We start from the raw sequence: 22,777 nt of genomic DNA on the forward strand, positions 1-22,777 counted from the left end.
ACGCCTCCGCCAGGTCCGGGAACAACCCCGAGTGACCCCTGATCCAGCCCTGACGCCCCCCCGGACCTGGCCGACTGGTCTTTGTCTTTGAAACGCCGGAGGCGTTTAGCCCACCCTCGCAGCTTGCACCGCCGCGGGTTCTCAGCGTTCGCCTGGCGAGGACTGCCAATCCGCCGTGTATTGGCATGCATAAGGGTTGGCACCCGGAGTCCAGGCGGGCGCTGAGGTTCCGCTACCGGCACCGCCACGCAAAAGGACCACTGGAATTCCAAAAATGGGGGTTCAGGCGGTGCAGGGGCGGTGGATGTTCAGGAGATTGGCGGAGGTTTGCTCCCAGCGGTCGTACAGGGCGTCGCGGCCGTAGCGGGCGACCAGCTGGGCTTCACCTCGGGTGATCGGGACGAGGGTGATGAGCTGCAGGACCGGTTGCCCGGAGGCGTCGATCAGGACGTCGAACTCATCGCCCAGGTAGGGGTGCGGCGCGGCCAGGGCTCCGGCGATCTCGGACTCCGGCAGCAGGATCCGGTCGTTCATGATCAGCGCGCCGTATCCGACGCGGCTGTCCGACTCGGTCAGCAGCTCGGCGATCACCCCGGCCAGGTGCCGGGCGTGCAGTTGTTGATCCGCCTGCAGCGTGCACACCAGCTCCTGCGGCAGTGGCGCACCGGCGGTGCGGTCGCGCAACCCGCTGGTCAGTACGGTGACGTGCGCGCCGCCCGGGTGGTCGCAGTAGACCAGGTCGTAGCCCCGGTCGCGCCCACCGGCCATCCGGCTGTCCGCACCGCGAACTCGACCGACGTGCTTCTCGATGTGCTCAGGAAACCCGCTGAACCGACTCAATGCGCCCCCTTCCGAACCACGTCGAGATCCTATCGGCGAGGTTCGGCGACCCTGCCCCGCGCTGAGGCCAGCACGCGCACCCACCACGACCAGTGGGCCGGTTTCCGCACCGTGCCGGTGGTGGCCCGTTCGGCGCGGTCGAGGCAGTCCTCGCGCAACGCGTCGTGCAGCGGGCGCCACACCAGCGGCCAAGTGATCCGGGCCGGTCCGTGGCTGTGGATCGAGCGAGGTGCGGTCGTCTTCGCGTTGGACCGCGAACTCGGGCTGGCTGTGGTGGATCTGCCCTACGCCGTCGTCCGGCGGTACTTGGGACGCGGTGCGCCGATCCCGGACTTGGAGGTTGGCACAGTCACCGACGCGGTCCGGGAACTGCTAGCCGGATGATCGGATGATCGCCTTCGCAGTGGTTGTTCGCATACGCTCGCGGTATGGCGGTGGATGACGCGTTCGACCTGAAGTCCCCGGCCGCGGTCGCCGAAGCGCTGGACGGCACCGGCTACCTACCCGACGACGGCATCGCCACTGCGGCGTTCCTGGCGATGCGGATGCAGCGCCCGCTGCTGTGCGAGGGCGAGCCGGGCACCGGAAAGACCGCGCTGGCGCAGGCCCTGGCCACCGCGCTCGGGGTGGACCTGATCCGGTTGCAGTGCCACGAGGGCATCGACGCGGCGCAGGCGCTCTACGACTGGGACTTCCCGCGGCAGCTGCTGCACCTGCGCACCTTGGAGGCCGCCGCCGGGGGCGAGCTGGACGCCGAGGCCGCCGAATCCTCCCTCTACACCCGCAGGTTCCTGCTCGCGAGGCCGTTGTTGCGGGCGTTGCAAGAGTCGCCGTGCGTGCTGCTGGTCGACGAGATCGACCGCGCCGACGACGAGTTCGAGGCCTTTCTGCTCGAGGTGCTGTCGGAATACGCCGTCACCATTCCGGAGTTCGGAGTGGTGTCGGCGGTCCAGCCGCCGATCGTCGTCCTCACGTCCAACCGGACCCGCGAGGTGCACGACGCGTTGAAGCGCCGCTGCCTCTACCACTGGCTGGAGCACCCGGACCTGGAGCGCGAGGTGGCGATCCTGCGGCGCCGACTGCCGGGGCTCGACCAGCGGCTGGCCGAGCAGGTGGCCGCGACCGTGCAGCGGATGCGGCAGATGGAACTGCTCAAACCGCCGGGCGTGGCCGAGGCGCTGGACTGGGCGCAGGCCTTGCAGGCGCTGGAGCAGGACGAACTGGACACCGAGGTGGCTGCGACGACGCTGGGCGCGGTGCTCAAGTACCGCGAGGACGCGGAGCGGGTGCGAGCTTCGGGCGTCCTCACCGCCGAGCGCTGAGCGGATCCCGAAGGGGGGCGGAATTGCACACCGTGACTGGTCTGGTCGGGTTCGCGCGTGCCCTGCGGCATTCAGGCATGGCCTGCGGACCGACGCGCGTGCAGGCCTTCCTCGCCGCCGTCGAGCAGGTCGGCTTCGACCGCGACGCGGTCTACTGGGCGGGCCGCCTGACGCTGTGCTCCGACCCGGACGACCTGCCGCGCTACGACGCAGCCTTCGAATCCTGGTTCGGTTCCGCTGACGCGCCTGCGGAGCCAGTGGGCCGTCCGCTTCCGCGCCCTTCGCAGATCGCCGCGTTGACCGCGGTCGACTCCGGTGACCAGGACGGCGACGCGGACCGGCCGCTGGCGGCCGCGGCCAGCGACGCCGAAGTCCTGCGCCGACGCGACCTGTCCGAACTCGGCGTGCCGGAGCGCGAACACCTGCGGCGGATGCTCGCGGTGCTGCGCCCCGAACCACCGTCTCGCCCAGCACTCCGGCGGCGCGGCAGCAAGCGCGGCTCGTTGAGCTCCCGCGCCACGCTGCGCGAGATGCTGCGTTCCGGTGGTGAGCCGGTGCGGCTGCGGAGGCAGCGTCGTTCCCGAAGGCCGCGACGGGTCGTGCTGCTGGTCGACGTCTCGGGCTCGATGAGTCCGTACGCGGACGCGCTGCTGCGGTTCGCCCACGTCGTGGTGCGCAGATCGCCCGCCAGCACCGAGGTTTTCACGCTCGGCACGCGGATGACGCGGGTGAGCAGGCAGCTACGACAGCGAGATCCGGAAGCCGCGTTGCTCGCCGCTTCCCGCGCGGTACCGGACTTCTCCGGCGGCACCCGTCTCGGCGAGACGCTCCGGGTGTTCCTGGACCGGTGGGGGCAGCGGGGCGTCGCGCGAGGATCGGTGGTCGTGCTGTTCTCCGACGGCTGGGAGCGCGGCGACGCCACCGAACTCGCCGACCAGATGCGTCGGCTGCGGCGCTTGGCCCGCGCGGTGATCTGGGTGAACCCGCACGCCGGCCACGACGGCTACCAGCCCGTCCAATCCGGGATCGTCGCGGCAATGCCGCACGTCGACAGGATGGTCGCCGGGCACAGCTTGCGTTCGCTGGAGGACGTCTGGTCCTGGGTCCGCCGGCTGTCCCAACCAGGTTCCGGAGGCGCGAAGTGCCAGAACTAGCAACGGTTCCCCGCGGTCCCGACGCAATTTCCATTGAACTTGCGGACGCGATTTCAATGGAAATTGGACGTGAGATTTCCATTGAACTTGCGGACGTACGCGGCGTCGATGGCCGCGCCGGTGAGAGCGGAGGTGCGCTGTGCGCGACGTGCTGGACGAGTTGACCAAGCGGTGGGAGTCGGGCGAGTCCATCGGGCTGGGCACCGTGGTCGCGACGTTCCGCTCGGCACCCCGACCGCCGGGGGCTTCGATGCTGGTGACCAGCGAGGGCGAGGCGTTCGGCAGCGTCTCGGGCGGCTGCGTCGAGGGCGCCGTCTACGAAGAGGCGACGGCGGTGCTGGAGGGTTCCGAGCCGGTCGTGCGCCGCTACGGCGTCAGCGATGACGATGCCTTCGCGGTAGGTCTGACCTGCGGCGGGATCTTGGACGTCTTCGTGGAGAAGGTCGATCGCGAGACCTTCCCCGAGCTGGACGAGGTCGCCGCGTCGGTGCGCGCCGAGGAACCGGTCGCCGTCGTCACCGTCGTGGAGCACCCGGACGAGTCGAAGGTCGGCGCGCACCTGCTGGTCTGGCGCGACCGCAGCAGCGGCGGCCTGGGCTCCTCGCGGATCGACGACGCGGTGCTCGACGACGCGCGCGGCATGCTGGCCAGCGGTCGCAGCGGAGTCATCGAGTACGGCCCCGAAGGCCAGCGCCGCGGCGAGGGACTGCGGGTGTTCGTGAACTCCTTCGAGCCGCCGCCGCGGATGCTGGTGTTCGGCGCGATCGACTTCGCCGCAGCGATGGCCCGCATGGGCGCCTTCCTCGGCTACCGCGTGACAGTGTGCGACGCGCGCCCGGTGTTCGCCACGCACAGCAGATTCCCGGGTGTGGACGACGTCGTCGTGGACTGGCCGCACCGCTACCTCGCGGCCGAGGCAGCGGCGGGCCGGGTCGACGAGCGCACCGCGGTCATGGTCCTCACCCACGACCCGAAGTTCGACGTGCCGGTGCTGGAGGCAGCGCTGCGCCTGAACCTCGGCTACGTCGGCGCGATGGGTTCCCGCCGAACCCACGACGACCGCCTCCGCAGACTCCGCGAACAAGGCCTCACCGACGAGGACCTGGCCAAGCTGTCCTCCCCGATCGGCCTCGACCTGGGCGCCCGCACCCCGGAGGAAACAGCGGTCTCCATCGCAGCGGAACTGATCGCCCTCCGCTGGGGAGGCAAGGGCGTTCGCCTGACCGAGCTAGAAGGCCCCATCCACCACCACTCCTAACCCACTCAAGGTCACGAAAACCCCTGGTCGGCACGGGGGGGTGTCAATTTCGCGAGAAATTGACCGTCACCCGGGTGAACGTCAATTTCTCGCGAAATTGGGCCAGCCCTTCGCCCGACCGCCGCCCCTACGGTGGCGCTTCGCGCCGCTGTCATTCAGACCCGGGTGACGGCGTGCGGCCGGAAGGCTGAACGAAGGGACTCAACGGCCAGCCTTTTGCGCGCTTGCTCGGGTCCGTGTGGCGTAGCAGGCTCTATCGGTGTGACTCCCGTCACCCAGGCGGAGTAGTCCTTGTTCCCGACCGTCCGCGCACCGCGGGCCAGTCCCTCCGAGGAGGCCGCCCAAATGCCGCGCATCACCGTCAACGTCGACGGCACCAAGTACACCGACGAGGTCGAGCCGCGCCTGCTGCTCGTCCAGTACCTCCGCGAACGACTAGGCAAGGTGGGCACCGTCATCGGTTGCGACACCAGCAACTGCGGCGCGTGCACCGTCCACCTGAACGGCCACAGCGTGAAGTCCTGCTCCGTCCTCGCCGTGCAGGCCGACGGGCACGACGTGACCACCATCGAGGGCCTCGCCCAGGACGGCAAGCTGCACCCGCTGCAGCAGGCCTTCCACGACAACCACGCCCTGCAGTGCGGGTTCTGCACCCCCGGGATGATCATGCAGGCGCTCGACCTGCTCGCCGAGGTGCGCGACCCCGACGACCAGCAGATCCGGGAGGGCATGGAGGGCAACCTCTGCCGCTGCACCGGGTACCAGAACATCGTCCGCGCGGTCTCCGACGCCGCGCAGCGCATGCAGCCGGGCGCCGGGCCGGAGGCCGAGCACACCGAGGACACCCCGGCGCCGCGAACACCCGCCGACGCCCACGTTCAGCCGAAGGTGACAGGAGGACGGCAGTCATGACCTCGGTCCTGGAACCCGAACTGGGGCGCGCTCGAAAGCGCAAGGAGGACGCGCGGCTGATCACCGGCCGCACCCGCTGGACCGACAACCTCAACCCCGCCGGCACCCTGCACCTGGCGATCCTGCGCAGCCCCGTCGCGCACGCCCGGATCAGGTCGATCGACACCGACGCCGCGCGGCAGATGTCCGGCGTGACCGCGGTGTTCACCGGCCGGGACATCGCCGATGAGCAGGGCAGCCTGCCGTGCGCGTGGCCGATCACCGAGGACATGAAGGTCCCGCCAGCCCCGCCGATGGCGGTCGACGAGGTGCGCTTCGCCGGGGAGGCGGTGGCGGTCGTCGCGGCCCGCAGCCCGGCCGAGGCGCGCGACGCGCTGGACGCCATCGACGTCGACTACGACGACCTGCCCGTGGTGCTGGACATGGAAGCCGCGCTGCAGGCGGAATCCCCGCTGGTGCACGAAGATCTGGGCACCAACCGCAACGCCACCTGGACGTTCGACTCGGCGGAAGCCGGTACCGGTGGTGACGTCGAGGAGGCGCTGCGCAACTCGGAGGTGCGCGTCGAGCGGACCTTCCGGCAGCAGCGGCTGATCCCGGCGTTCATGGAGCCGCGCTCGGTGGTCGTCGACCCGACGGGCGAGCAGATCACCATGTGGTCGGCCACCCAGGTGCCGCACATCTTGCGGCTGATGCTGGCCATGTCGCTGGGCGTGCCGGAGCACAAGATCCGGGTCATCGCCCCGGACGTGGGCGGCGGGTTCGGCGGCAAGCTGCAGGTGACGCCGGAGGAGTTCATCGCCTTCGTGCTGGCCCGCAAGCTCGGCAAACCGGTGAAGTGGACCGAATCCCGTTCCGAGACCATGGTTTCCGGGCACCACGGCCGCGACCAGATCCAGAAGCTGTCGATGTCGGCCACCCGCGATGGCCGGATCACCGGGCTGAAGGTCGAGCTGCTCGCCGACATGGGCGCCTACCTGCGCCTGGTCACGCCGGGCATCCCGATCCTCGGCGCGTTCATGTTCAACTCGATCTACAAGATCCCCGCCTACCACTTCAGCTGCACCAACGTGTTCACCAACAAGACGCCGACCGACGCCTACCGCGGCGCGGGTCGTCCGGAGGCGACGTTCGCCATCGAGCGGATGATGGACGAGCTCGCCGCCGAACTCGGCGTGGATCCGATGGAGGTGCGGCGCGAGAATTGGATCGCGCACGAGGAGTTCCCCTACGACACGGTCGCCGGGCTGACCTACGACTCCGGCAACTACGAGGCCGCCACCGATAAGGCGGTGGAGTTGTTCGGCTACCGGGCGCTGCGCGCGGAGCAGGAGGAGCGGCGGCGCACAGGTGATCCGGTGCAGCTGGGCATCGGCATCTCGACGTTCACCGAGATGTGCGGGCTGGCCCCGTCGAGGGTGCTGGGATCGCTGTCCTACGGTGCGGGCGGTTGGGAGCACGCCTCGATCCGCGTGCTGCCAACGGGAAAGGTCGAGGTCGTCACCGGGACCTCCCCGCACGGGCAGGGGCACGAGACGGCGTGGAGCCAGATCGTGGCCGACCGGCTGGGCGTGCCGTTCGAGGACGTCGAGGTGCTGCACGGCGACACCCAGATCTCGCCGAAGGGCCTGGACACCTACGGTTCCCGATCGCTGGCGGTCGGCGGAATGGCGGTGGTGCAGGCGGCCGACAAGGTCGTGGAGAAGGCCAAGAAGATCGCCGCGCACATGCTGGAGTGCAGCGAGGACGACGTGGAGTTCACCTCCGGTCGCTTCGGCGTCCGCGGCACCGACCGCGGAACAGCTCTCGGCGAGGTCGCACTGGCCGCGTTCGCGGCGCACGACCTGCCCGACGGGGTGGAGCCGAACCTCGACGCCGACGCCACTTTCGACCCGGAGAACTTCTCCTTCCCGCACGGAACCCACCTGTGCGCGGCGGAAGTGGACACCGAGACCGGGCAGGTGAAGATCCGCGACTACGTCTGCGTGGACGACATCGGCGCGGTGATCAACCCGTTGATCGTGGAGGGTCAGGTACACGGCGGCCTGGCGCAGGGCATCGCGCAGGCGCTGTTCGAGGAGGCCGTGTACGACGAGACCGGCACCCTCACCACCGGCACGCTGGCCGACTACCTGGTGCCGTCGGCGGCCGACCTGCCGGAGTTCACCACCGACCGCACCGAAACCCGTGCGACGTCGAACGCGTTGGGGGTCAAGGGCGTTGGCGAGGCGGGCACGATCGCCTCGACACCCGCGGTGGTGAACGCCGTGGTCGACGCGCTGCGGCCGATGGGCGTCGACGACGTGGAGATGCCGTGCTCGCCGCAGCGGGTGTGGCGCGCCATCACCGGTGCGCGCGAAAGCGGTGTCACCGCACCGGAAGCCGGTGGCGGACTCGGTTCGACGAACCCCCAGGGAGGTGCCCGGTGATCCCCGCCCAGTTCGAATACCTCGCACCCTCCACAGTGGAGGAAGCGGTGACCGCGCTCGCCGAACTCGGCGACGACGCCAAGGTGCTGGCCGGTGGGCAGAGCCTGCTGCCGGTGCTGCGAATGCGGCTGGCCGACCCGCAACTGCTGGTCGACCTCAACCGCATCGAGGAACTGCGCGGCGTCCGCGAGGACGGCGACTCGCTGGTGATCGGCGCGATGACGACTCACCACGACGTGCTGCGGGATCCACTGGTGCAGCAGCACGCCGAGCTGATCGCGCTGGCCACCCGCACGGTCGCCGACCCGCAAGTCCGCCACCGCGGCACCTTCGGCGGGTCCCTCGCCCACGCCGACCCGGCCGGTGACCTGCCGGCCCCGGCGCTGGCGCTGGACGCGTCGATGGTGCTGGTCGGTCCGTCCGGGCGGCGCACCGTGCCCGCGGCGGAGTTCTTCGTCGACTACTTCACGACCGCGCTGGAACCCGGTGAACTGCTGGTCGAGGTGCGGATGCCGAAGTGGACCGGCTGGCGCGCGCACTACGAGAAGTTCAACCGGGTCGCGCAGGCGTGGTCCATAGTCGGCGTGGCGGCAGCGGTGCGAGTCGTCGACGGCCGCATCTCGGAAGCCCGCATCGGCCTGACCAACATGGGCCCGACGCCGATCCGCGCGACCGGAGTCGAACAAGCCCTGGTCGGCCAGCCCGCGACGCCGGAAGCCATCCGCGAAGCGGCGCGCCACGCGGCGGAGGGCGCCAGCCCGATGGCGGACGCCAGCGCCGATGTCGACTACCGCGAACACCTCGCGGAGGTGCTCACCGGTAGAGCGGTCCTCGCGGCTGCTGGCGGATAGATCCCCAGTCGTGAGTGGCGATGGTGGTAGGGGCTGCCATCGCCACTCACGACTTCTCGGCGGGTATTGGGCCGGTCGGATGCTGCGCAATGATCCGAACGGGGTACCCCTCGGGCGTTGAGGCTGGGAAGCTGGACGGTGCAGCCTCACAGCAGGACGGCCCGTTCCGCCGGGCCGAGCTCGTTCGAACCAGGAGGACTCCCCGTGCAGATGCAGCACCAGTTCAGCGTTCCGGTGCCGGTCGAGGTGGCCTGGCAGGCGCTGCTCGACCCGGAGCGGGTCGCACCGTGCATGCCCGGCGCCACGCTCACCAAAGCCGAGGGCAACGAGTTCTCCGGCTCGGTGAAGGTCAAGCTCGGCCCGGTCACCCTGCTCTACAAGGGGAAGGGTGCCTTCAAGGAGGTCGACGAGGAAGCCCGCCGGGTGGTCATCGACGCCAGCGGCAAGGACTCCCGCGGCAGCGGCACCGCCGCTGCGACCGTGGCCGCAGTCCTCAAGTCCGAAGGTGAAAGCACCGCGGTCACCGTCGACACCGACCTGAAGGTCACCGGAAAGCCCGCGCAGCTGGGCCGCGGCCTGATCTCCGAGGTCGGCGGCAAGATCCTGAACCAGTTCGCCGCCAACCTGGCCAAGCAGCTCACCGAGGAGGGCGCACCGGCAGCAGCCGGGGAGCCCGAAGCGGCCAGCGAAGCCGCAGCGGCGAAGCCCGCGACAGCGGCCGCCGGCGAGGCGAGCGTCGCAGGCGCGGAGAAGCCGAGCTGGCGGGTCACGCCGGCAGGCGCCGGGAACGGCGCGTCCGCAGGCGCGGCGACGGCGGAGCCGCCGCGGACGGCGGACGCCGTCGTCAAGGCCGACGCCGTCCCGGACAACGAGGCGATCGACCTCCTCGGCACTGCGGGCGCCCCGGTCCTCAAGCGCCTGGCCCCAGCCGCAATCGCCGTCGTAGCCCTAGCCGTCGTCTTCCGTCTCATCCGCCGCCGTCGTCGCCGCCGCGCCTGACCTCCGCCGTCATCCCGGGGAGTGGTCAATTTCGCGAGAAATTGGGCCAGCCCTTCGCCCGACCGCCACCCCCCAAGGTGGCGCTATGCGCCGCTGTCATTTAGACCCGGGTGGCGGTCAATTTCTCGCGAAATTGACCGCCACACCCAGGCGGAACCCCAGAACCTCCACCCAGCTCGAACCAGAAGGACCTTTCCTACCTGCGGAAACACGGTTCGGTGCCGTATGGTGTTCCGAATTTCCCTAAAACTGGGACGTCCCCCGGTCGGGTAGGGGGCTGGGCAGTTCTAGGCAAAACTGCCACCCGGTGGGGTCAGGCACGGGTGAGGGCGTTGACGCGGACGAGGCGTTCGAGCCAGCGGTTCTGGACGTCGGCGGTGGGGGTGGCCGCCGCGACCAGGGCCGGGGCCGGTTCCGGCGGGCGCCGGAGCACCGGGAGGTGCCCGTCCACCGGGAGCAGGGAGTCGGCGACGACATCGCCGTCCAGCAGCGCCATCGTGCCCAGCCCGCACGCGAAGGGGAGTTCCGGCAGCGCCCCGGCCAGGGCCAACTGCGCGGCGAGCCCGATGCTCGTCTCCACCGCCGAAGACACCACGCACGGAAGCCCGCACGCCTCGGCCACGCGCAGCGCCTGGCGCACACCACCCAACGGCGTCGCCTTGATGATCGCCACGTCCGCAGCCCCAGCCACCGCAACGCGCAGCGGATCCTCAGCCCGGCGGATGCTCTCGTCAGCCGCAATGCGCACGTCGACCTGACGCCTAACCGCGGCGAGCTCCTCCACCGACGGGCAAGGCTGCTCGGCGTACTCCAGACCCCCGGCGGCCCGGTCCAGCTCGCGGATCCGGGCGACTGCCGTGTCGACGTCCCAGGCGGCGTTGGCGTCCACCCGGATCGCACCGTCCGGACCCAGCGCGTCGCGCACGGCGGCAACCCGCTCGACGTCCTCACCGAGCTCCTGCCCGGGCTCAGCGACCTTGACCTTCGCCGTGCGACAACCGGACGCTGCGACGATCGCGTACGCCTTGTCCGCGCCCACCGCCGGAACGGTGCAGTTCACCGGAATGCTCGTGCGCACCGGCTCTGGCCATGGCTCGCTGCACGGCTCCAAGGCGGCCTTCAACCACGGCACCGACTGAGCGTCGTCGTAATCCTCGAACGGGCAGAACTCACCCCATCCGGCAGGACCGCTGAGCAGAACCCCGCGCCGAACCGTCACCCCGCGGAACTTGTTGCGCATCGGCAACGCGTAAACCCGAACCGCATCCAGTTCCGCCAGCTCGATCGTCGCAGGATCCATACCCCGATCCTTTCACCCCGCCGCCACTCCGGCGTGCCGAGGGATCAGCTCGCCGCGGAAACGGCCGAATCCGATCGGCGCAAGCAACGATGTCCTGCTCAGCGCAGGTGCTTCGTGCTGGTTCACCCGTGCGGTCCAACGGATCGGAAATGCATTGAACAAGTTCTCGAGCATTAGTCCATTTCGCCCGTGTTGAGCTGATCGCGTTGGTAACTTCGCCTGCTGCCAAGACCGGATGAGCATCCGGTGCACACCGAATGCCCGACTGGAACCCGGGCATGACCGTGGTGGACGGCGATTTCGTCTTCTCCACGTCCCCAACTCGTAAAGACGAAGAGCCGGGCAAGCGCAGCTACCTCTACGTGGTGACGTCGTGCGGACATGGAGGGAAACCGCTTCCTGGGCTCCTTGACCGGGTGCGACGTCCACAACTGCGCCCGAGCGGTACGGCGGGGTGTTGAACCGGCACCCCGCCACCTGCAGCTCAGGCGACGCTGGGGCGGCCGAGGTCGAAGACGTCGACTTCGAAGCGGGCCCACTGCTGACGCAGGGCCGTCACTCCGTTGTCGAGGATGTAGTTCAGCTCGCCGAGGGTCACCGGGAGCAGGGTGAAGACCTGGAGCTGCTCGATGCCGTCCGGGTCGGTGAACCTGGTGAACTCCGGCGGGAACATCGGGTGGCCGCTGGCCAGCACGCCGTGGAACTCGGTGCCCGGCAGCAGCGGCTCCTCGTTCGGCACGATCTGGTCGGGCACCAGGTAGGTGCGCTGCTGCACCAGCACCTCGGCGGTGAGGTCGACCAGGTGTTTCGCCGCCTCGGCCTGCTCCTTGTAGACCGTGCAGGCCAGCTCCTGGGCCGGTTCGGCGCCCAGCGGCTGGAAGCGCAGCCCGCTGCTGATCACCGTGGTCAGGTGGTACTGCTCGAGTTGGAAGAAGACCAGCCCGTAACCGCGGTTCCGGCCTTGCGCGTTCGGGGGCTCGGCCGCGGTCGGGGCCCCGGCGTGGCGTTCGAGGTTCTCCGCGAGTCCGACGAACCGGTGCGCCCCGCCCAGCGCGGTGCGTTCCTGCTCGGTGGTCATCCGATCTCCAGTGTCCTGCTTGCGGTGCTCGCCCGCACTCGTCTGCCTCTCGTGCGCCCGGGCCCGATCAGCGGTCACCCGTTGCGGTGACCAAACCACAGTTTCAATTGAAACTGTGTTCACCACCGACCCCCGATTGCCGCATCCGGCCGGACGTGCCTGGTCGGCTCGCGTGCGTCGACCGCAACCGTATCGGCTACCGGTCCCACCGTGGACACATTTGGGTGACAGCTAACCGGGTGTTTCCTAAAAATGTTGTCACCCGACGTCCGGAATCGCGGGACCGAGCAGGTCGTCGGCGTCCATGATCCGGTAGGCGTAGCCCTGCTCGGCGAGGAACCGCTGCCGGTGCGCCGCGTAGTCGGTGTCCAGCGTGTCCCGCGAGACCACCGAGTAGAAGTGCGCCTGCTTGCCGTCGGCCTTCGGCCGCAGCAGCCGGCCGAGCCGCTGCGCCTCCTCCTGCCGCGACCCGAAGGTGCCCGACACCTGCACCGCCACCGACGCCTCCGGTAGGTCGATGGAGAAGTTCGCGACCTTCGACACCACCAGCCGGCTGATCTCGCCGTTCCGGAAGGCGTCGAACAGCGCCTCGCGCTCCTTGTTCTTCGTCGAGCCCTCCACGATCGGCGCGTCCAGCGCCGCGCCGAGGTCGTGCAGCTGGTCCAGGTAGGCGCCGATGACCAGGGCCGGTTCGCCGGGGTGCTGGTCCAGGATCGCCTTTACCACCGGAGCCTTGGTGCGCGCTGTGGAGCACAGCTTGTAGCGCTCCTCGGCCTCCGCGGTGGCGTACTCCAGGCGCTCGTTGTCGGTCAGCGTCACGCGGACCTCGACGCAGTCGGCCGGCGCGATCCAGCCCTGCGCCTCGATGTCCTTCCACGGCGCGTCGTAGCGCTTGGGGCCGATCAGCGAGAACACATCGCCTTCGCGGCCGTCCTCGCGGACCAGCGTCGCGGTCAGCCCGAGTCGGCGCCGGGACTGCAGGTCGGCGGTCATCCGGAACACCGGCGCAGGCAGCAGGTGCACCTCGTCGTAGACCACCAGGCCCCAGTCGCGGGAGTCGAACAGCTCCAGGTGCTTGTACTCGCCCTTGGTGCGGCGGGTGATCACCTGGTAGGTGGCGATGGTGACCGGCCGGATCTCCTTCTTCTCGCCGGAGTACTCGCCGATCTCCTCCTCGGTCAGCGAGGTCCGCTCGATCAGCTCCCGCTTCCACTGCCGACCCGCGACGGTGTTGGTGACCAGGATCAACGTGGTCGCCTGCGCCTCGGCCATGGCCGCCGCACCGACCAGCGTCTTGCCAGCGCCGCAGGGCAGCACCACGACGCCCGAGCCACCGGCCCAGAACGACTGCACCGCCTGCGCCTGGTAGTCGCGCAGCACCCAACCGTCCTGCTCCAGGTTGATCGGGTGAGCCTCGCCGTCGACGTAACCGGCCAGGTCCTCGGCGGGCCAGCTGACCTTGAGCAGCATCTGCTTGAGCCGCCCGCGCTCGCTGGGGTGCACCACGACGGTGTCGTCATCGATGCGCTGGCCCAGCATCGGGATGATCTTCTTGTTCCGCAGGATCTCCTCTAGCACGGCCCGGTCGAACGACTTCAGCACCAGGCCGTGCGCCGGGTCGTTGACCAGCTGCAACCGCCCGAAGCGCCCCATCGTCTCGACGATGTCGACCAGCAGCGGCTGCGGCACCGGGTAGCGCGAGAAGCGCACCAGCCCGTCCACCACCTGCTCCGCGTCGTGCCCGGCGGCGCGCGCGTTCCACAGCGCCAGCGGGGTGATGCGATAGGTGTGCACGTGCTCGGGAGCCCGCTCCAGCTCCGCGAACGGAGCGATGGCGGTGCGCGCCTCGTCGGCGAGGGCGTGGTCGACTTCGAGCAGAAGCGTCTTGTCGGACTGGACGATCAGGGGTCCGTCGGTCACGGGTGCGCAGCTCCCTCGGGTCCGCAGGTGATCAGTGACCTCGCCGACACGCCCGCCGCGGGGTGTGTGCGCTGGTCACGCGACACCGACGAGGGTACTTGCCCCGTCGGCGGCGTGACGCCGGTGCGGGCTCCCGGGAACCCGCACCGCGATCCTTCTTGGCGGGCGGCTGCCCGGTGCCGTCGTCGCCGCTCCACTTCCCGTCCCCGCGGGAACTCGGACTTGAACTTCTCGTGAGGCGTGGTCGTTCGGCCGCCTGCTACTTCCGCCACGCCGGCTTCTCGAAGTTCGCATTCGCAACGTTGCTCCAGTCGAGCCTGGTATTCGCCATCCCCGTGCCACCGGGCGGTTTGATCAGGTTCAGCTCGATCGGATGGCCGCTTTGCACCGCAGCGGCGAAGGTGTGGTGCTTGTCGCCGTAGAGGGAGAGCTGACCCTGCGGAGGCGCGTAGTAGACCGGGATCTTGGCGGGATTGCCGCTGGCCTTCAAAGCGTCGATCTTCTCCTGGATGATGTTCGGGTTAACGCTGCTCTGCATGGGTGCGACGTCCGAATACTTCGACCCGGCGACCGTTTGCTTATCCGGTTTGTAGTCGAAGGTGCCCTCGACCTTCAAATTGCCGAACTTCGTGCCCTCCGGCGCGGGCGTGAATTCGTTCTTGCCCGCAGGCGGCTTGGACGAGGGGAACGGCTTGCCCTCCGGCCAGTTCTGCATCCACAGCGGCTTCTCCTTCTTCGGAGGAGGCGGCGGCTTCGGCTTGTCGGCACTTCCGCCGGTGTTGCCGGGGTTGTGCTTGGAACCAGGCGCTCCGGGAGCTCCGCCCGGTGGTGTTCCACCGCAGTTCATCAGCCCCAACGGGTCCGATTCGGCGTACGGATCCGCTGGGTAGGCGACCGGGTTCGGCCCCGCTTCCAGCCCGAGCGGGTCCTGGCTGAGATAGCGCGCGGTCTCCGGGTCGTAGTAGCGGTGAACGTTGTAGTGCAGACCGCTCTCGTCGTCGGCGTACTGACCGGGGAACCGCAGCGGAGTGCTCGTCTTCGAGTGCGTCGCAGGAAGGTGGCGTCCCCACAAGGTGCGGCGCCCGTACCACGCCACCTCGCCAGCACCGTCCACCAGTTCGGTCGGAGTGCCGACAGCATCGGTGATCACCGAGTAGAAGCCGTCACCGCGTGGTCCCCGCTCCCGCTGGGCCACCGGTGCGTCGCTGCGCGGATGGTGATCCCAGGTCACGACGTGCCGTGCGCCGAAGGCATCGGTGTGCACCTGCTCGATGAGCACATCGCCGTCCCAGGCGAACTCCACCAGTTCGGCAACGGCACCGTCCGGGCTCAGCCGTTGCTTGGTGGTTCGGCGGCCGAGCGGGTCGTAGCGGTACCGCCAGCGCTGACCATCAGGTGTGTCGACGCCGATCAACCGGTCTGCCGCATCCCAGATGTAGTCCCAGACCCGGTCCTGCTCGCGGCGCGACACCCGACGGCCCAGTTGATCGGTGCGGTAGGTGACCGCACCGGCAGCGGTGACGGTGTTGTGCGCGTAGTGCCGAGCCCCCCGCTCCGCCGTGGCCGCCGATTGCCCTTCCACCACGTTGCCCGCCCGGTCGTAGCGGAAGTCTTCCCGCATCCCAGGTGCCTGGACTGCGGTGATGCGGCCCAGCCCATCCCGGGTGAGCGAGGTCTGCCCGGCGATCGAGTCGCGCATACCGGCGAGGGCTCCATCGGGGGAGTAGTCGAACACGCGATGCTGGCGCGGAGCGCCGTTGGCGGTCAGCATCTGCACCGCGAGTCGGCCACCACTCCCGAAGGACTGTTCGAGCAGGTAGGCGTCGTCCACCGATCGCCGGACCGGTTGTCCTGCATCGTCGTAGCCGAAGCGCACGGTGTGCCCCTGGCCGACGAGTTCGACCGGCCGGTCCTCGATGTCGAAGACCCACTCGCTCTCGGCACCGGAAGGGGTTCGGCGCTGAATGGTGTTGCGCTCGGCGTCGTAGCTGAAGGTGACCGAACGTCCGTCGATCGTCTCGCGCACGACGCGACCGAAGCGGTCTCGTTCGAACTCCAGCACCGAATCCGCTGAAGCGACGCGGAGCAGCTCGCCCACCGGGTCGTAGGTGTATCGGGTGGAGCCGGCAGGGCCGTGCGATTCGACCAAGTTGCCGAGAAGGTCGTAGTGGTACTCGGTGATCCGGCCCTCCGGATCGACCGAACGCACCAGTTGCCCGGCCGCGTCGTAGCCGTACCGCCGGATGCGGCCGTCGAAATCGATCTGCTCGGTGAGTAACCCGGTGGCGTCGTAGGCATAGTGCCAGGTCAGACCATTCGGGTTGGTGATCGACACCAGACGCAGCTCGGTGTCGTAGCGGTAGGTGGTGCGCCCGCCAGCCGGGTCGATGGTGGCGGTCGGCATGTCGAACGGCCCGTATTCGGTCCTGCTCACCCGACCGAGCTCATCCATCCGCTCGACTTCGTTGCCCTCGCCGTCGTAGCGCCACGTCGTGCGTTCGTTGCGCTCACTGATCCGCTGCGAAGGCATGCCGCCCACGGTCCAAGCGAGCTGAACACGACCACCGGCGCCGTCGGGCACTGATCGGGGCCTGCCGAACTGGTCCCGGTCGGTCGCGTCTGGCAGCGGACCCGCCGCATCGCCGCGTGCGGTCATGAGCTGCGAAGCCACACCGATCGGGTCGGTCAGGGGATCGGGACCGGATTCCTGCCCCGATGCCGAACCGTAGAAGCGCCGCCACGACCGGTCGGCATCGGCGACCGTGATCGAGTGGAGCAATCCTCCGTGGTCGTAGTCGAGCGAGACGAGACTTCCGTCCGGGCGGATGAGTTGCCAGGGCCGACCGTCGGCGTCGTAGTCGAACCGGGTGGTGCGCCCCAGCGCGTCCGTGCGCGAGAGCAGCCGATCGTAGCGATCCCACTCGAAGGACGTCGTGTGTCCGAGCGGGTTGGTCTCCTGGACGGTCTGGTTCTCCTCGTTGAGCTGGATGACCGTGCTGTTGCCCAGCGAATCCGTGTGCGTGGTGAGCATCCGCTCGCGGTCGTAGCTGAACGTGGCGTCGAGGAATCCGTCCGCACCGACCGTGCGCACGCATCGACCGCTCTGGTCGTAGACGTATCGGTACCAAACACCGTTGCGGTCTTGCCAGCCGGTCAGGCGGCCTTCGGCGTCGTAGTCGAACAGAAGCGGCAAGCCGGACGCGTTGATGACCTCGATCAGCCTTCCGGCCTCGTCATAGCGGTAGCGCATCACCACGACATCGACTGCCGCCTCGCCGCCGAGGACGCGCAGTTCGGTGATCCTCGCGTGTTCGGTGCGGAATCCAACCGCGACACCCGCCGAATGCCGTGCTGATGTCGGTGCACCGGACTCGTCGTACTCGAAATCGATCCGCTGGTCGTTGCTCTCGATCGTGCGGAGGTGCAGCACCTGCCCGCGTGGGGCGGCGAAGTGCAGCGTCCGTCCCCGGAAGTCATCGGTGATCGTGGCCGTGCCGTCGGCGTTGCGGGTCAGCGGCCAGCGGGGACCCTCCACCGGCAGCACCGTCTGATCGAGCCCAGGCAGCGGGTAGACCAGGATCATTCCGTCCGGAGTGAGGTAGCGGACGTTCGCGTCGTCCGTCTCAAGGCGCTGATCCACTGTGGACGTCCAGGACGAGCCGAACCAACGTCCTGTTCGGTAGGACGAGATGTGGGTCCGCTCCAGCACCAGATCGAGCCGGTCCGGCAGCGTCAAGTCCTGTTGCACGAGCACCACGTCGCCGGTCGCCACGTCGACGGGATCGCCCTTGCAGTTGCGCTTATCGGTCCCCACGGCGTCATCCCGGGCAGAACGCCCGTTGTTGCCCGCGGACTCGGTCCGGGTGGGCGGCGGATTTCCTCCCGGGGAGCGGGAATTCGATCCCGATGGCCCGCCGCCGTCGACCGAGCGGTCCGTGTTCTGCGAACCGCCGTTGCCCCCCGGGCGGTCTGGCGTCGGGCCGTTCCCGCCGCCCTGGCCGCCGTTTCCGCCCGTGCTCTGCGAATGGGTGGACGCGGGGTCGTCGTTGTTGTCGGACTTCTTGTTGGGGCCGTCGTTGCCCCGCGGGCGGTCCGGAGTGGGGCTATCGGGCTTGTTGCCGGAGCCGCCGTTGTCCTTCTTGATCTTGTCGAGGGCCTTCTTCGCGTCGCCGAAGCCGTCGCCGAGCTTCTTCATCAGCTTGCCCAGCGCCTTCATCGCCTTGACCAGCTTCGTGGTCACATCAGCGATCTTCGCGACGGTCTTGGCCACCGCCGCCACCACCTGCGGCACCACCCACGCCATCGCGATGCCCAGCGTCGCCAGGACCTGCAACGCCCAGGACACCAGACGGCCGACCAGCTCGGCGATGATGTCGCGCACCAGCGTGCGCACCGCCGCCACAACCTCGCCCGCGGTACCGATCCCGTCCGAGGCGCCCTCGGCAGCCTTCTGAGCCGCTTCGATCAGCTTTCCGGTGTCCTCGCTGCGCTGCCGATAAGAATCCGCGGCATCCCCGGTCCAGTCCGCGACATCACTGCTGACCAGGTTGGCCATCTCGGTGTTGATCTCACCGAGTTCGGCGGCGACGTTCTTCCACGTCTCCGAGTGGGCCTTGATCTGATCCGCATCACCGGTCAACTCATCCAGCGCATCCGACAACGGACCAACATGCTCCATCAGCCAGCCGACACCAGCCGCCAGGATCGACCCGAACGGATCCAACGCCATCGTCAGCGCATCCAGCCCGGTCCCGACCGCGCCCATCACTCCGGACGCCCAGTCCCCGGACTCGATCGCCTTCTTCGTCTCGTCGACCGATTCCAGGATCGGCACACCGCTGAACGCCTGCGTCGAATCCTTCCGCTCAGCCACCAACGGATTACTCACGTGACTCCCCCAAGCTGGAAAACGATTTCAAGATCTGCTGGTCTGGCGTTGCGTCGAGCACTCCCGCACTGCCGAGTCGAGCGGTTGTCAAGTCGCCTGAACTGCGATGATTCGGGCGCATCCGCCGTCCGAGCCATCCGCCGGTCCTGGCCGGCCTCGCTGCGGTTCCCCCCGTTGCACGACCACACCTGCGTTCGATGTTCACGGGAACCGCCAACGCAGGGCCAACGTCGTACCAATCCGGAGGGGTGGTCGGGGGAGCGAGATGCGGGCGATCGCGCTGGATCAGCGGGGCCGCGGGGTGGGTCAAAACCCTGCACATCGCCCCGTTCTCGCACCTGAGTCGGGGTGGGCGGCTAGCCTCCTTGCGGTGAACGAATATTCGGAGGAGCAGTGAGCTACCCACCGCAAGACCCCTACGGTTCTCAGTCCGGGCCGTACTCGGGGCAGTACCCCAGCGGGCAGTACCCGACCGGCGGCTACCAGCAGCAGGGCGGCTCGGACGACTTCTGGCGGCAGGTCGCTGGGAGCCAGCCGACGCCGCCGCCGCAGAAGAAGCGCACCGGGCTGATCCTCGGCCTGGTCGGCGCCGGGGTCGCGGTGGTCGCTGTGATCGTCCTCGTGGTCGTGCTGAGCATCAACGCCGGCAACAAGAAGAACGAGGCAGATCCGAAGCAGGGCGGGAACGTCACCCCGAGCAAGACCTCGGAGGCCAAGGACGCCCCGGTCACGGTGGGGGACTGCATCGGGCTGGCCGACCAGAGCGGCGGCGAGATGACCTCGGAGACCTGCGGGACCCTCGACTCCGACTACGAGGTCGTGAAGGTCTCCAACGGCACCAGCCGCGACGTGTGCGGGGACGACTACAGCAACGTCATCGACGGCATGACCTACTGCATCGTCCTCGACGTGGTGGAGGGCGACTGCGTCACGCCCTACAACGAGGCGGACGACCGGATTCCGCTGAAGCTGGACTGCTCCGAGGCCCAGGACCAGATCACGAAGGTCGCGCCCCGCGGCGACCCGGCGGTGGTCTGCGGCCAGGGCGACGGGTACTACAACTTCGCCGACAAGATGTTCTGCTTCAACGACGTCAAGGGAGCCTGAGGGCCCGGCGTTCGTGGTCGAAGTGCCCGGCGAGTTTCGTCTCGCCGGGCACTTCTGCGTCTCGGTCTCGCGTGACTTGCGTTGCAGTGCGGTCAAATAGATCACGCCAGGGCAGTGGATTCGTTAGATTCGCGCCGTTTTCAGCCCGATCGACTGGGGATTTCGTGACTCAGCCTCCGCAATTCGGCCAATACCCGCAGCAGCCTCAGTGGGGTCCGCCGCAGCAAGTTCCCGGTGGTCCGCCGCCGATGCCGCAACAGCCGATGCCCCCGCAGGGATGGGCGCCGCAGCAGCCGATGCAGCAGCCGATGCCGCCGCAGGGCGGCTACCCGGGTGGCCCGCCGCCGCAGCTCCCGCAGGGCGGCTTCGGCCCGCCGCCGATGCCTCCGCCGCAGAAGTCGAGCGCCAGCACGATGAAAGTCCTGAAGATCGTCGGCACCGTGGTCCTCGGCATCGTCGTGATCGGCGGCGGGGCGTTGCTGAAGAACATCGACGGCGGCGGGATCCCTGTGGGCGACTGCGTCGACATCACCAACGCGAGCACGACGCGCTTGAAGTGGGACACTGCCACCTGCGGCACGCCGGAGTCCGACTACAAGGTCGCCGAGCAGCACGACGGGCGGGCCACCTGCGCAGACGAGTACGCGTCGGTGGAGAAGCGCGGCGACTACGTGCTGTGCATGGTGCCGGACGTCAAGGTCGGCGACTGCACGGACGACCCGATCAGCAGCATCGCCGTGAAGCTCGAGTGCTCCGACCCGAAGGCCGAGCTGGAGGTCACCACCGTCGTCAACGACAGCACCGGCGACCCCGCGTGCACCGACGACGCCGACCACTACCAGTCCTGGAACGAGCCGGCGCTCACCGTCTGCTGGAAGTCGATCTGACCGGTGAGGGTGGCGGTTTCGCGAAATCGCCACCCCCGCGGGTGTCTTAGGACACCCCGACCGGCCGCGCGACCGGTGCGTCGCAGGTCCGCGCGGACGAGCCGCGGCGGACGCTCCGCACAGTGACCAACGCGATCTAGTTCCGGGCTTCCCGATGTGTTGTCGTTGCAGGGCAACCTCGCAGGTGAGCGGGGGTGTTGCACGATGAGGGAGGCTTCGATGCGCAGCGAGGACCGCACGGTCCGTAACATCACCCGGGCGCTGATGCGGGAACTCGGGTTGACCACCGTGTTCGGCAATCCGGGCACGACCGAGGTGCCGTTCCTGACGGGCTGGCCGGACGACTTCCGGTACGTGCTCGGCCTGCAGGAGTCCGCGGTGGTCGCGATGGCCGACGGTTACGCGCAGGCGCGCCGCGAGCCGGTGCTGGTCAACCTGCACTCCGCGGGCGGGGTGGGGCACGCGCTGGGCGCGATCTTCACCGCCTACCGCAACCGAACGCCGATGATCATCACGGCCGGTCAGCAGACCCGCAGCCTGATGTTCGGCGAACCGTTCCTCGGCGCCACCGACGCGCCGAACTTCCCGCAGCCGTACGTGAAGTGGAGCTACGAGCCCGCTCGCGCCGAGGACGTGCCGGCCGCGCTGGTGCGCGCCTACCAGCTGGCCACCACGCCGCCGTACGGCCCGGTGTTCCTGTCCATCCCGGCCGACGACTGGGACCAGCCCGGCGTCCCGGTGCCCGCGCGTCCGCGGACCCCCGGCTTCGCGCCGGATCCGGCGGTGGTCTCGGAGCTGGCCGAGGCGCTGAGCAAGTGCGAGCGTCCGGCGTTCGTGGTCGGACCGGCGGTGGACGGCGACCAGGTGGTCGGCGAGATGGTGGAGCTCGCGGAGAAGTCGAAGGCAGCCGTGCTGGTGGCGCCGATGTCGCCGCGCTGCTCCTTCCCCGAGGACCACCCGCAGTTCTCCGGTTTCCTGCAGCCCGAGCAGCGGGCGCTCACCGCGGAGCTGGCCGAGTACGACCTGGCCGTGGTGTGGGGCGCCCCGGCGTTCACCTACCACGTGTACCGCGGGGAGAGCGAGGTCGAGCTGCCGGAGATGTTCCTGGTGCACGACGATCCCGAGGTGCTGGCCCGCGCCCGCGAGGGGCGTGGTGTGCTGGGCACCCTGGGGCACACGATCCGCCAGGTCAACGCGCAGGTCGAGGACGCGCAGCGCAGCGCGCCGAAGGGCTACTCCCGGCCGGAGAAGCCGTCGGCGGGGGCGCCGATGTCGGCGGCGTACGTGTTCGACGCGATCGCCGACGCGCTGCCCGCGGACGCGGCGGTGGTGGAGGAAACCCCCAGCCACCGCAACGATCTCCACGAGCACTTCCCGATCCGCTCGACCGACGGCGGGTTCTTCACCGGCTTCTCCGGTGCGCTCGGTTACGGCATTTGCGCGGCGGTAGGCGTCGGGATGGCCGACATGAACCGCCGCACGGTGGCGCTGCTGGGCGACGGCTCCAGCATGTACGGCATCCAGTCGGTCTGGACGGCGGTTCAGGAGCAGGCCCCGGTCACCTTCGTGATCATGGACAACTCCCGCTACGCGGCGGTGGCGGTCCTGGGTGAGGCGGCGGGCGGCAGCAAGCTCCCCGGCGTCGAGCTCGGCGGCATCGACTTCGCAGCCCTGGCAACGAGTCTCGGCTGCCCGTCCAAGCTGATCGAAACCCCGGAGCAGCTCTCCGAGGCCCTGGCCGCGGAGTTCGCCGACGCCAAGGAGGGCCCGACCCTCCTCCACGTCAAGGTCGACCCGGGCCAGCGCTACCTCTACTGATCTGGTGAAAGGTG

Annotated in this window: 17 protein-coding genes; 12 read left to right on the top strand and 5 right to left on the bottom strand. The window is 69.1% G+C overall.

Translation table 11 applies throughout. The features are described 5' to 3' along the window. Positions 1-282: 282 nt before the first annotated feature. Entirely contained in the window at positions 283-840 is a 558-nt protein-coding gene (locus tag ACWCO2_RS09290; protein ID WP_450127217.1) for a suppressor of fused domain protein, read from the bottom strand. Positions 841-960: 120 nt separating this feature from the next. On the opposite strand from ACWCO2_RS09290, the gene ACWCO2_RS09295 reads away from it, so the two are divergent. From ACWCO2_RS09295 to ACWCO2_RS09330, 8 genes are all read left to right on the top strand, one after another. Further along, entirely contained in the window at positions 961-1,224 is a 264-nt protein-coding gene (locus ACWCO2_RS09295) for a hypothetical protein (RefSeq protein WP_450127218.1), read from the top strand. Positions 1,225-1,268: 44 nt separating this feature from the next. Beyond that, a complete protein-coding gene (locus ACWCO2_RS09300) occupies positions 1,269-2,162 on the top strand; it encodes an AAA family ATPase (protein WP_450127219.1) in 894 nt (297 codons plus the stop codon). A gap of 77 nt (positions 2,163-2,239) precedes the next feature. After that, a complete protein-coding gene (locus ACWCO2_RS09305) occupies positions 2,240-3,316 on the top strand; it encodes a vWA domain-containing protein (RefSeq protein ID WP_450127281.1) in 1,077 nt (358 codons plus the stop codon). A gap of 139 nt (positions 3,317-3,455) precedes the next feature. Further along, positions 3,456-4,574, top strand: a complete 1,119-nt coding sequence (locus tag ACWCO2_RS09310; protein ID WP_450127220.1) for an XdhC family protein — start codon at positions 3,456-3,458, stop codon at positions 4,572-4,574. A 345-nt stretch (positions 4,575-4,919) separates the two neighbouring features. Then, positions 4,920-5,486, top strand: coding sequence for a (2Fe-2S)-binding protein (locus tag ACWCO2_RS09315; protein ID WP_450127221.1), 567 nt, complete (start codon positions 4,920-4,922; stop codon positions 5,484-5,486). Then, positions 5,483-7,915: a xanthine dehydrogenase family protein molybdopterin-binding subunit gene (locus tag ACWCO2_RS09320; RefSeq protein ID WP_450127222.1), complete on the top strand. Its 2,433-nt coding sequence runs from the start codon at positions 5,483-5,485 to the stop codon at positions 7,913-7,915. The genes ACWCO2_RS09315 and ACWCO2_RS09320 overlap by 4 nt, the downstream gene beginning before the upstream one ends. After that, entirely contained in the window at positions 7,912-8,766 is an 855-nt protein-coding gene (locus ACWCO2_RS09325) for an FAD binding domain-containing protein (RefSeq protein ID WP_450127223.1), read from the top strand. The genes ACWCO2_RS09320 and ACWCO2_RS09325 overlap by 4 nt, the downstream gene beginning before the upstream one ends. Positions 8,767-8,970: 204 nt before the next feature. Beyond that, entirely contained in the window at positions 8,971-9,765 is a 795-nt protein-coding gene (locus tag ACWCO2_RS09330; protein ID WP_450127224.1) for an SRPBCC family protein, read from the top strand. 313 nt (positions 9,766-10,078) lie between these two features. On the opposite strand, the gene ACWCO2_RS09335 is transcribed toward ACWCO2_RS09330, so the two are convergent. Next, positions 10,079-11,065, bottom strand: coding sequence for an o-succinylbenzoate synthase (locus ACWCO2_RS09335; protein ID WP_450127225.1), 987 nt, complete (start codon positions 11,063-11,065; stop codon positions 10,079-10,081). A gap of 257 nt (positions 11,066-11,322) precedes the next feature. Here ACWCO2_RS09335 and ACWCO2_RS09340 point away from each other — a divergent pair, with 257 nt between their 5' ends. Beyond that, a complete protein-coding gene (locus ACWCO2_RS09340; protein ID WP_450127226.1) occupies positions 11,323-11,526 on the top strand; it encodes a hypothetical protein in 204 nt (67 codons plus the stop codon). A gap of 23 nt (positions 11,527-11,549) precedes the next feature. On the opposite strand, the gene ACWCO2_RS09345 is transcribed toward ACWCO2_RS09340, so the two are convergent. The 3 genes from ACWCO2_RS09345 to ACWCO2_RS09355 all read right to left on the bottom strand — a co-directional run bounded on the left by ACWCO2_RS09345 (position 11,550) and on the right by ACWCO2_RS09355 (position 18,951). Next, entirely contained in the window at positions 11,550-12,143 is a 594-nt protein-coding gene (locus tag ACWCO2_RS09345; protein WP_450127227.1) for a suppressor of fused domain protein, read from the bottom strand. Positions 12,144-12,401: 258 nt separating this feature from the next. Beyond that, complete coding sequence (locus ACWCO2_RS09350; RefSeq protein ID WP_450127228.1) at positions 12,402-14,063, bottom strand: DNA repair helicase XPB; 1,662 nt, start codon at positions 14,061-14,063, stop codon at positions 12,402-12,404. A 259-nt stretch (positions 14,064-14,322) separates the two neighbouring features. Beyond that, entirely contained in the window at positions 14,323-18,951 is a 4,629-nt protein-coding gene (locus ACWCO2_RS09355; protein ID WP_450127229.1) for a DUF6531 domain-containing protein, read from the bottom strand. A 393-nt stretch (positions 18,952-19,344) separates the two neighbouring features. Here ACWCO2_RS09355 and ACWCO2_RS09360 point away from each other — a divergent pair, with 393 nt between their 5' ends. The 3 genes from ACWCO2_RS09360 to mdlC all read left to right on the top strand — a co-directional run bounded on the left by ACWCO2_RS09360 (position 19,345) and on the right by mdlC (position 22,763). Next, positions 19,345-20,058 (top strand): hypothetical protein, encoded by a 714-nt coding sequence (locus ACWCO2_RS09360; protein WP_450127230.1) that lies wholly within the window; start codon positions 19,345-19,347, stop codon positions 20,056-20,058. 248 nt (positions 20,059-20,306) lie between these two features. Further along, positions 20,307-20,945, top strand: a complete 639-nt coding sequence (locus ACWCO2_RS09365) for an LppU/SCO3897 family protein (RefSeq protein ID WP_450127231.1) — start codon at positions 20,307-20,309, stop codon at positions 20,943-20,945. A gap of 219 nt (positions 20,946-21,164) precedes the next feature. Continuing rightward, positions 21,165-22,763, top strand: a complete 1,599-nt coding sequence (gene mdlC / locus ACWCO2_RS09370; protein WP_450127232.1) for a benzoylformate decarboxylase — start codon at positions 21,165-21,167, stop codon at positions 22,761-22,763. Positions 22,764-22,777: the final 14 nt, after the last annotated feature.

This window comes from Saccharopolyspora sp. NPDC002376 (assembly GCF_053593195.1).

Bases quoted from the DNA above. Each gene is read 5' to 3' on its own strand.
- ACWCO2_RS09335 (WP_450127225.1), bottom strand. From the start codon at position 11,065: ATGGATCCTGCGACGATCGAGCTGGCGGAACTGGATGCGGTTCGGGTT.
- ACWCO2_RS09340 (WP_450127226.1), top strand. From the start codon at position 11,323: ATGCCCGACTGGAACCCGGGCATGACCGTGGTGGACGGCGATTTCGTC.
- ACWCO2_RS09365 (WP_450127231.1), top strand. From the start codon at position 20,307: ATGCCGCAACAGCCGATGCCCCCGCAGGGATGGGCGCCGCAGCAGCCG.
- ACWCO2_RS09300 (WP_450127219.1), top strand. From the start codon at position 1,269: ATGGCGGTGGATGACGCGTTCGACCTGAAGTCCCCGGCCGCGGTCGCC.
- mdlC (WP_450127232.1), top strand. From the start codon at position 21,165: ATGCGCAGCGAGGACCGCACGGTCCGTAACATCACCCGGGCGCTGATG.
- ACWCO2_RS09315 (WP_450127221.1), top strand. From the start codon at position 4,920: ATGCCGCGCATCACCGTCAACGTCGACGGCACCAAGTACACCGACGAG.
- ACWCO2_RS09320 (WP_450127222.1), top strand. From the start codon at position 5,483: ATGACCTCGGTCCTGGAACCCGAACTGGGGCGCGCTCGAAAGCGCAAG.
- ACWCO2_RS09305 (WP_450127281.1), top strand. From the start codon at position 2,240: ATGGCCTGCGGACCGACGCGCGTGCAGGCCTTCCTCGCCGCCGTCGAG.
- ACWCO2_RS09345 (WP_450127227.1), bottom strand. From the start codon at position 12,143: ATGACCACCGAGCAGGAACGCACCGCGCTGGGCGGGGCGCACCGGTTC.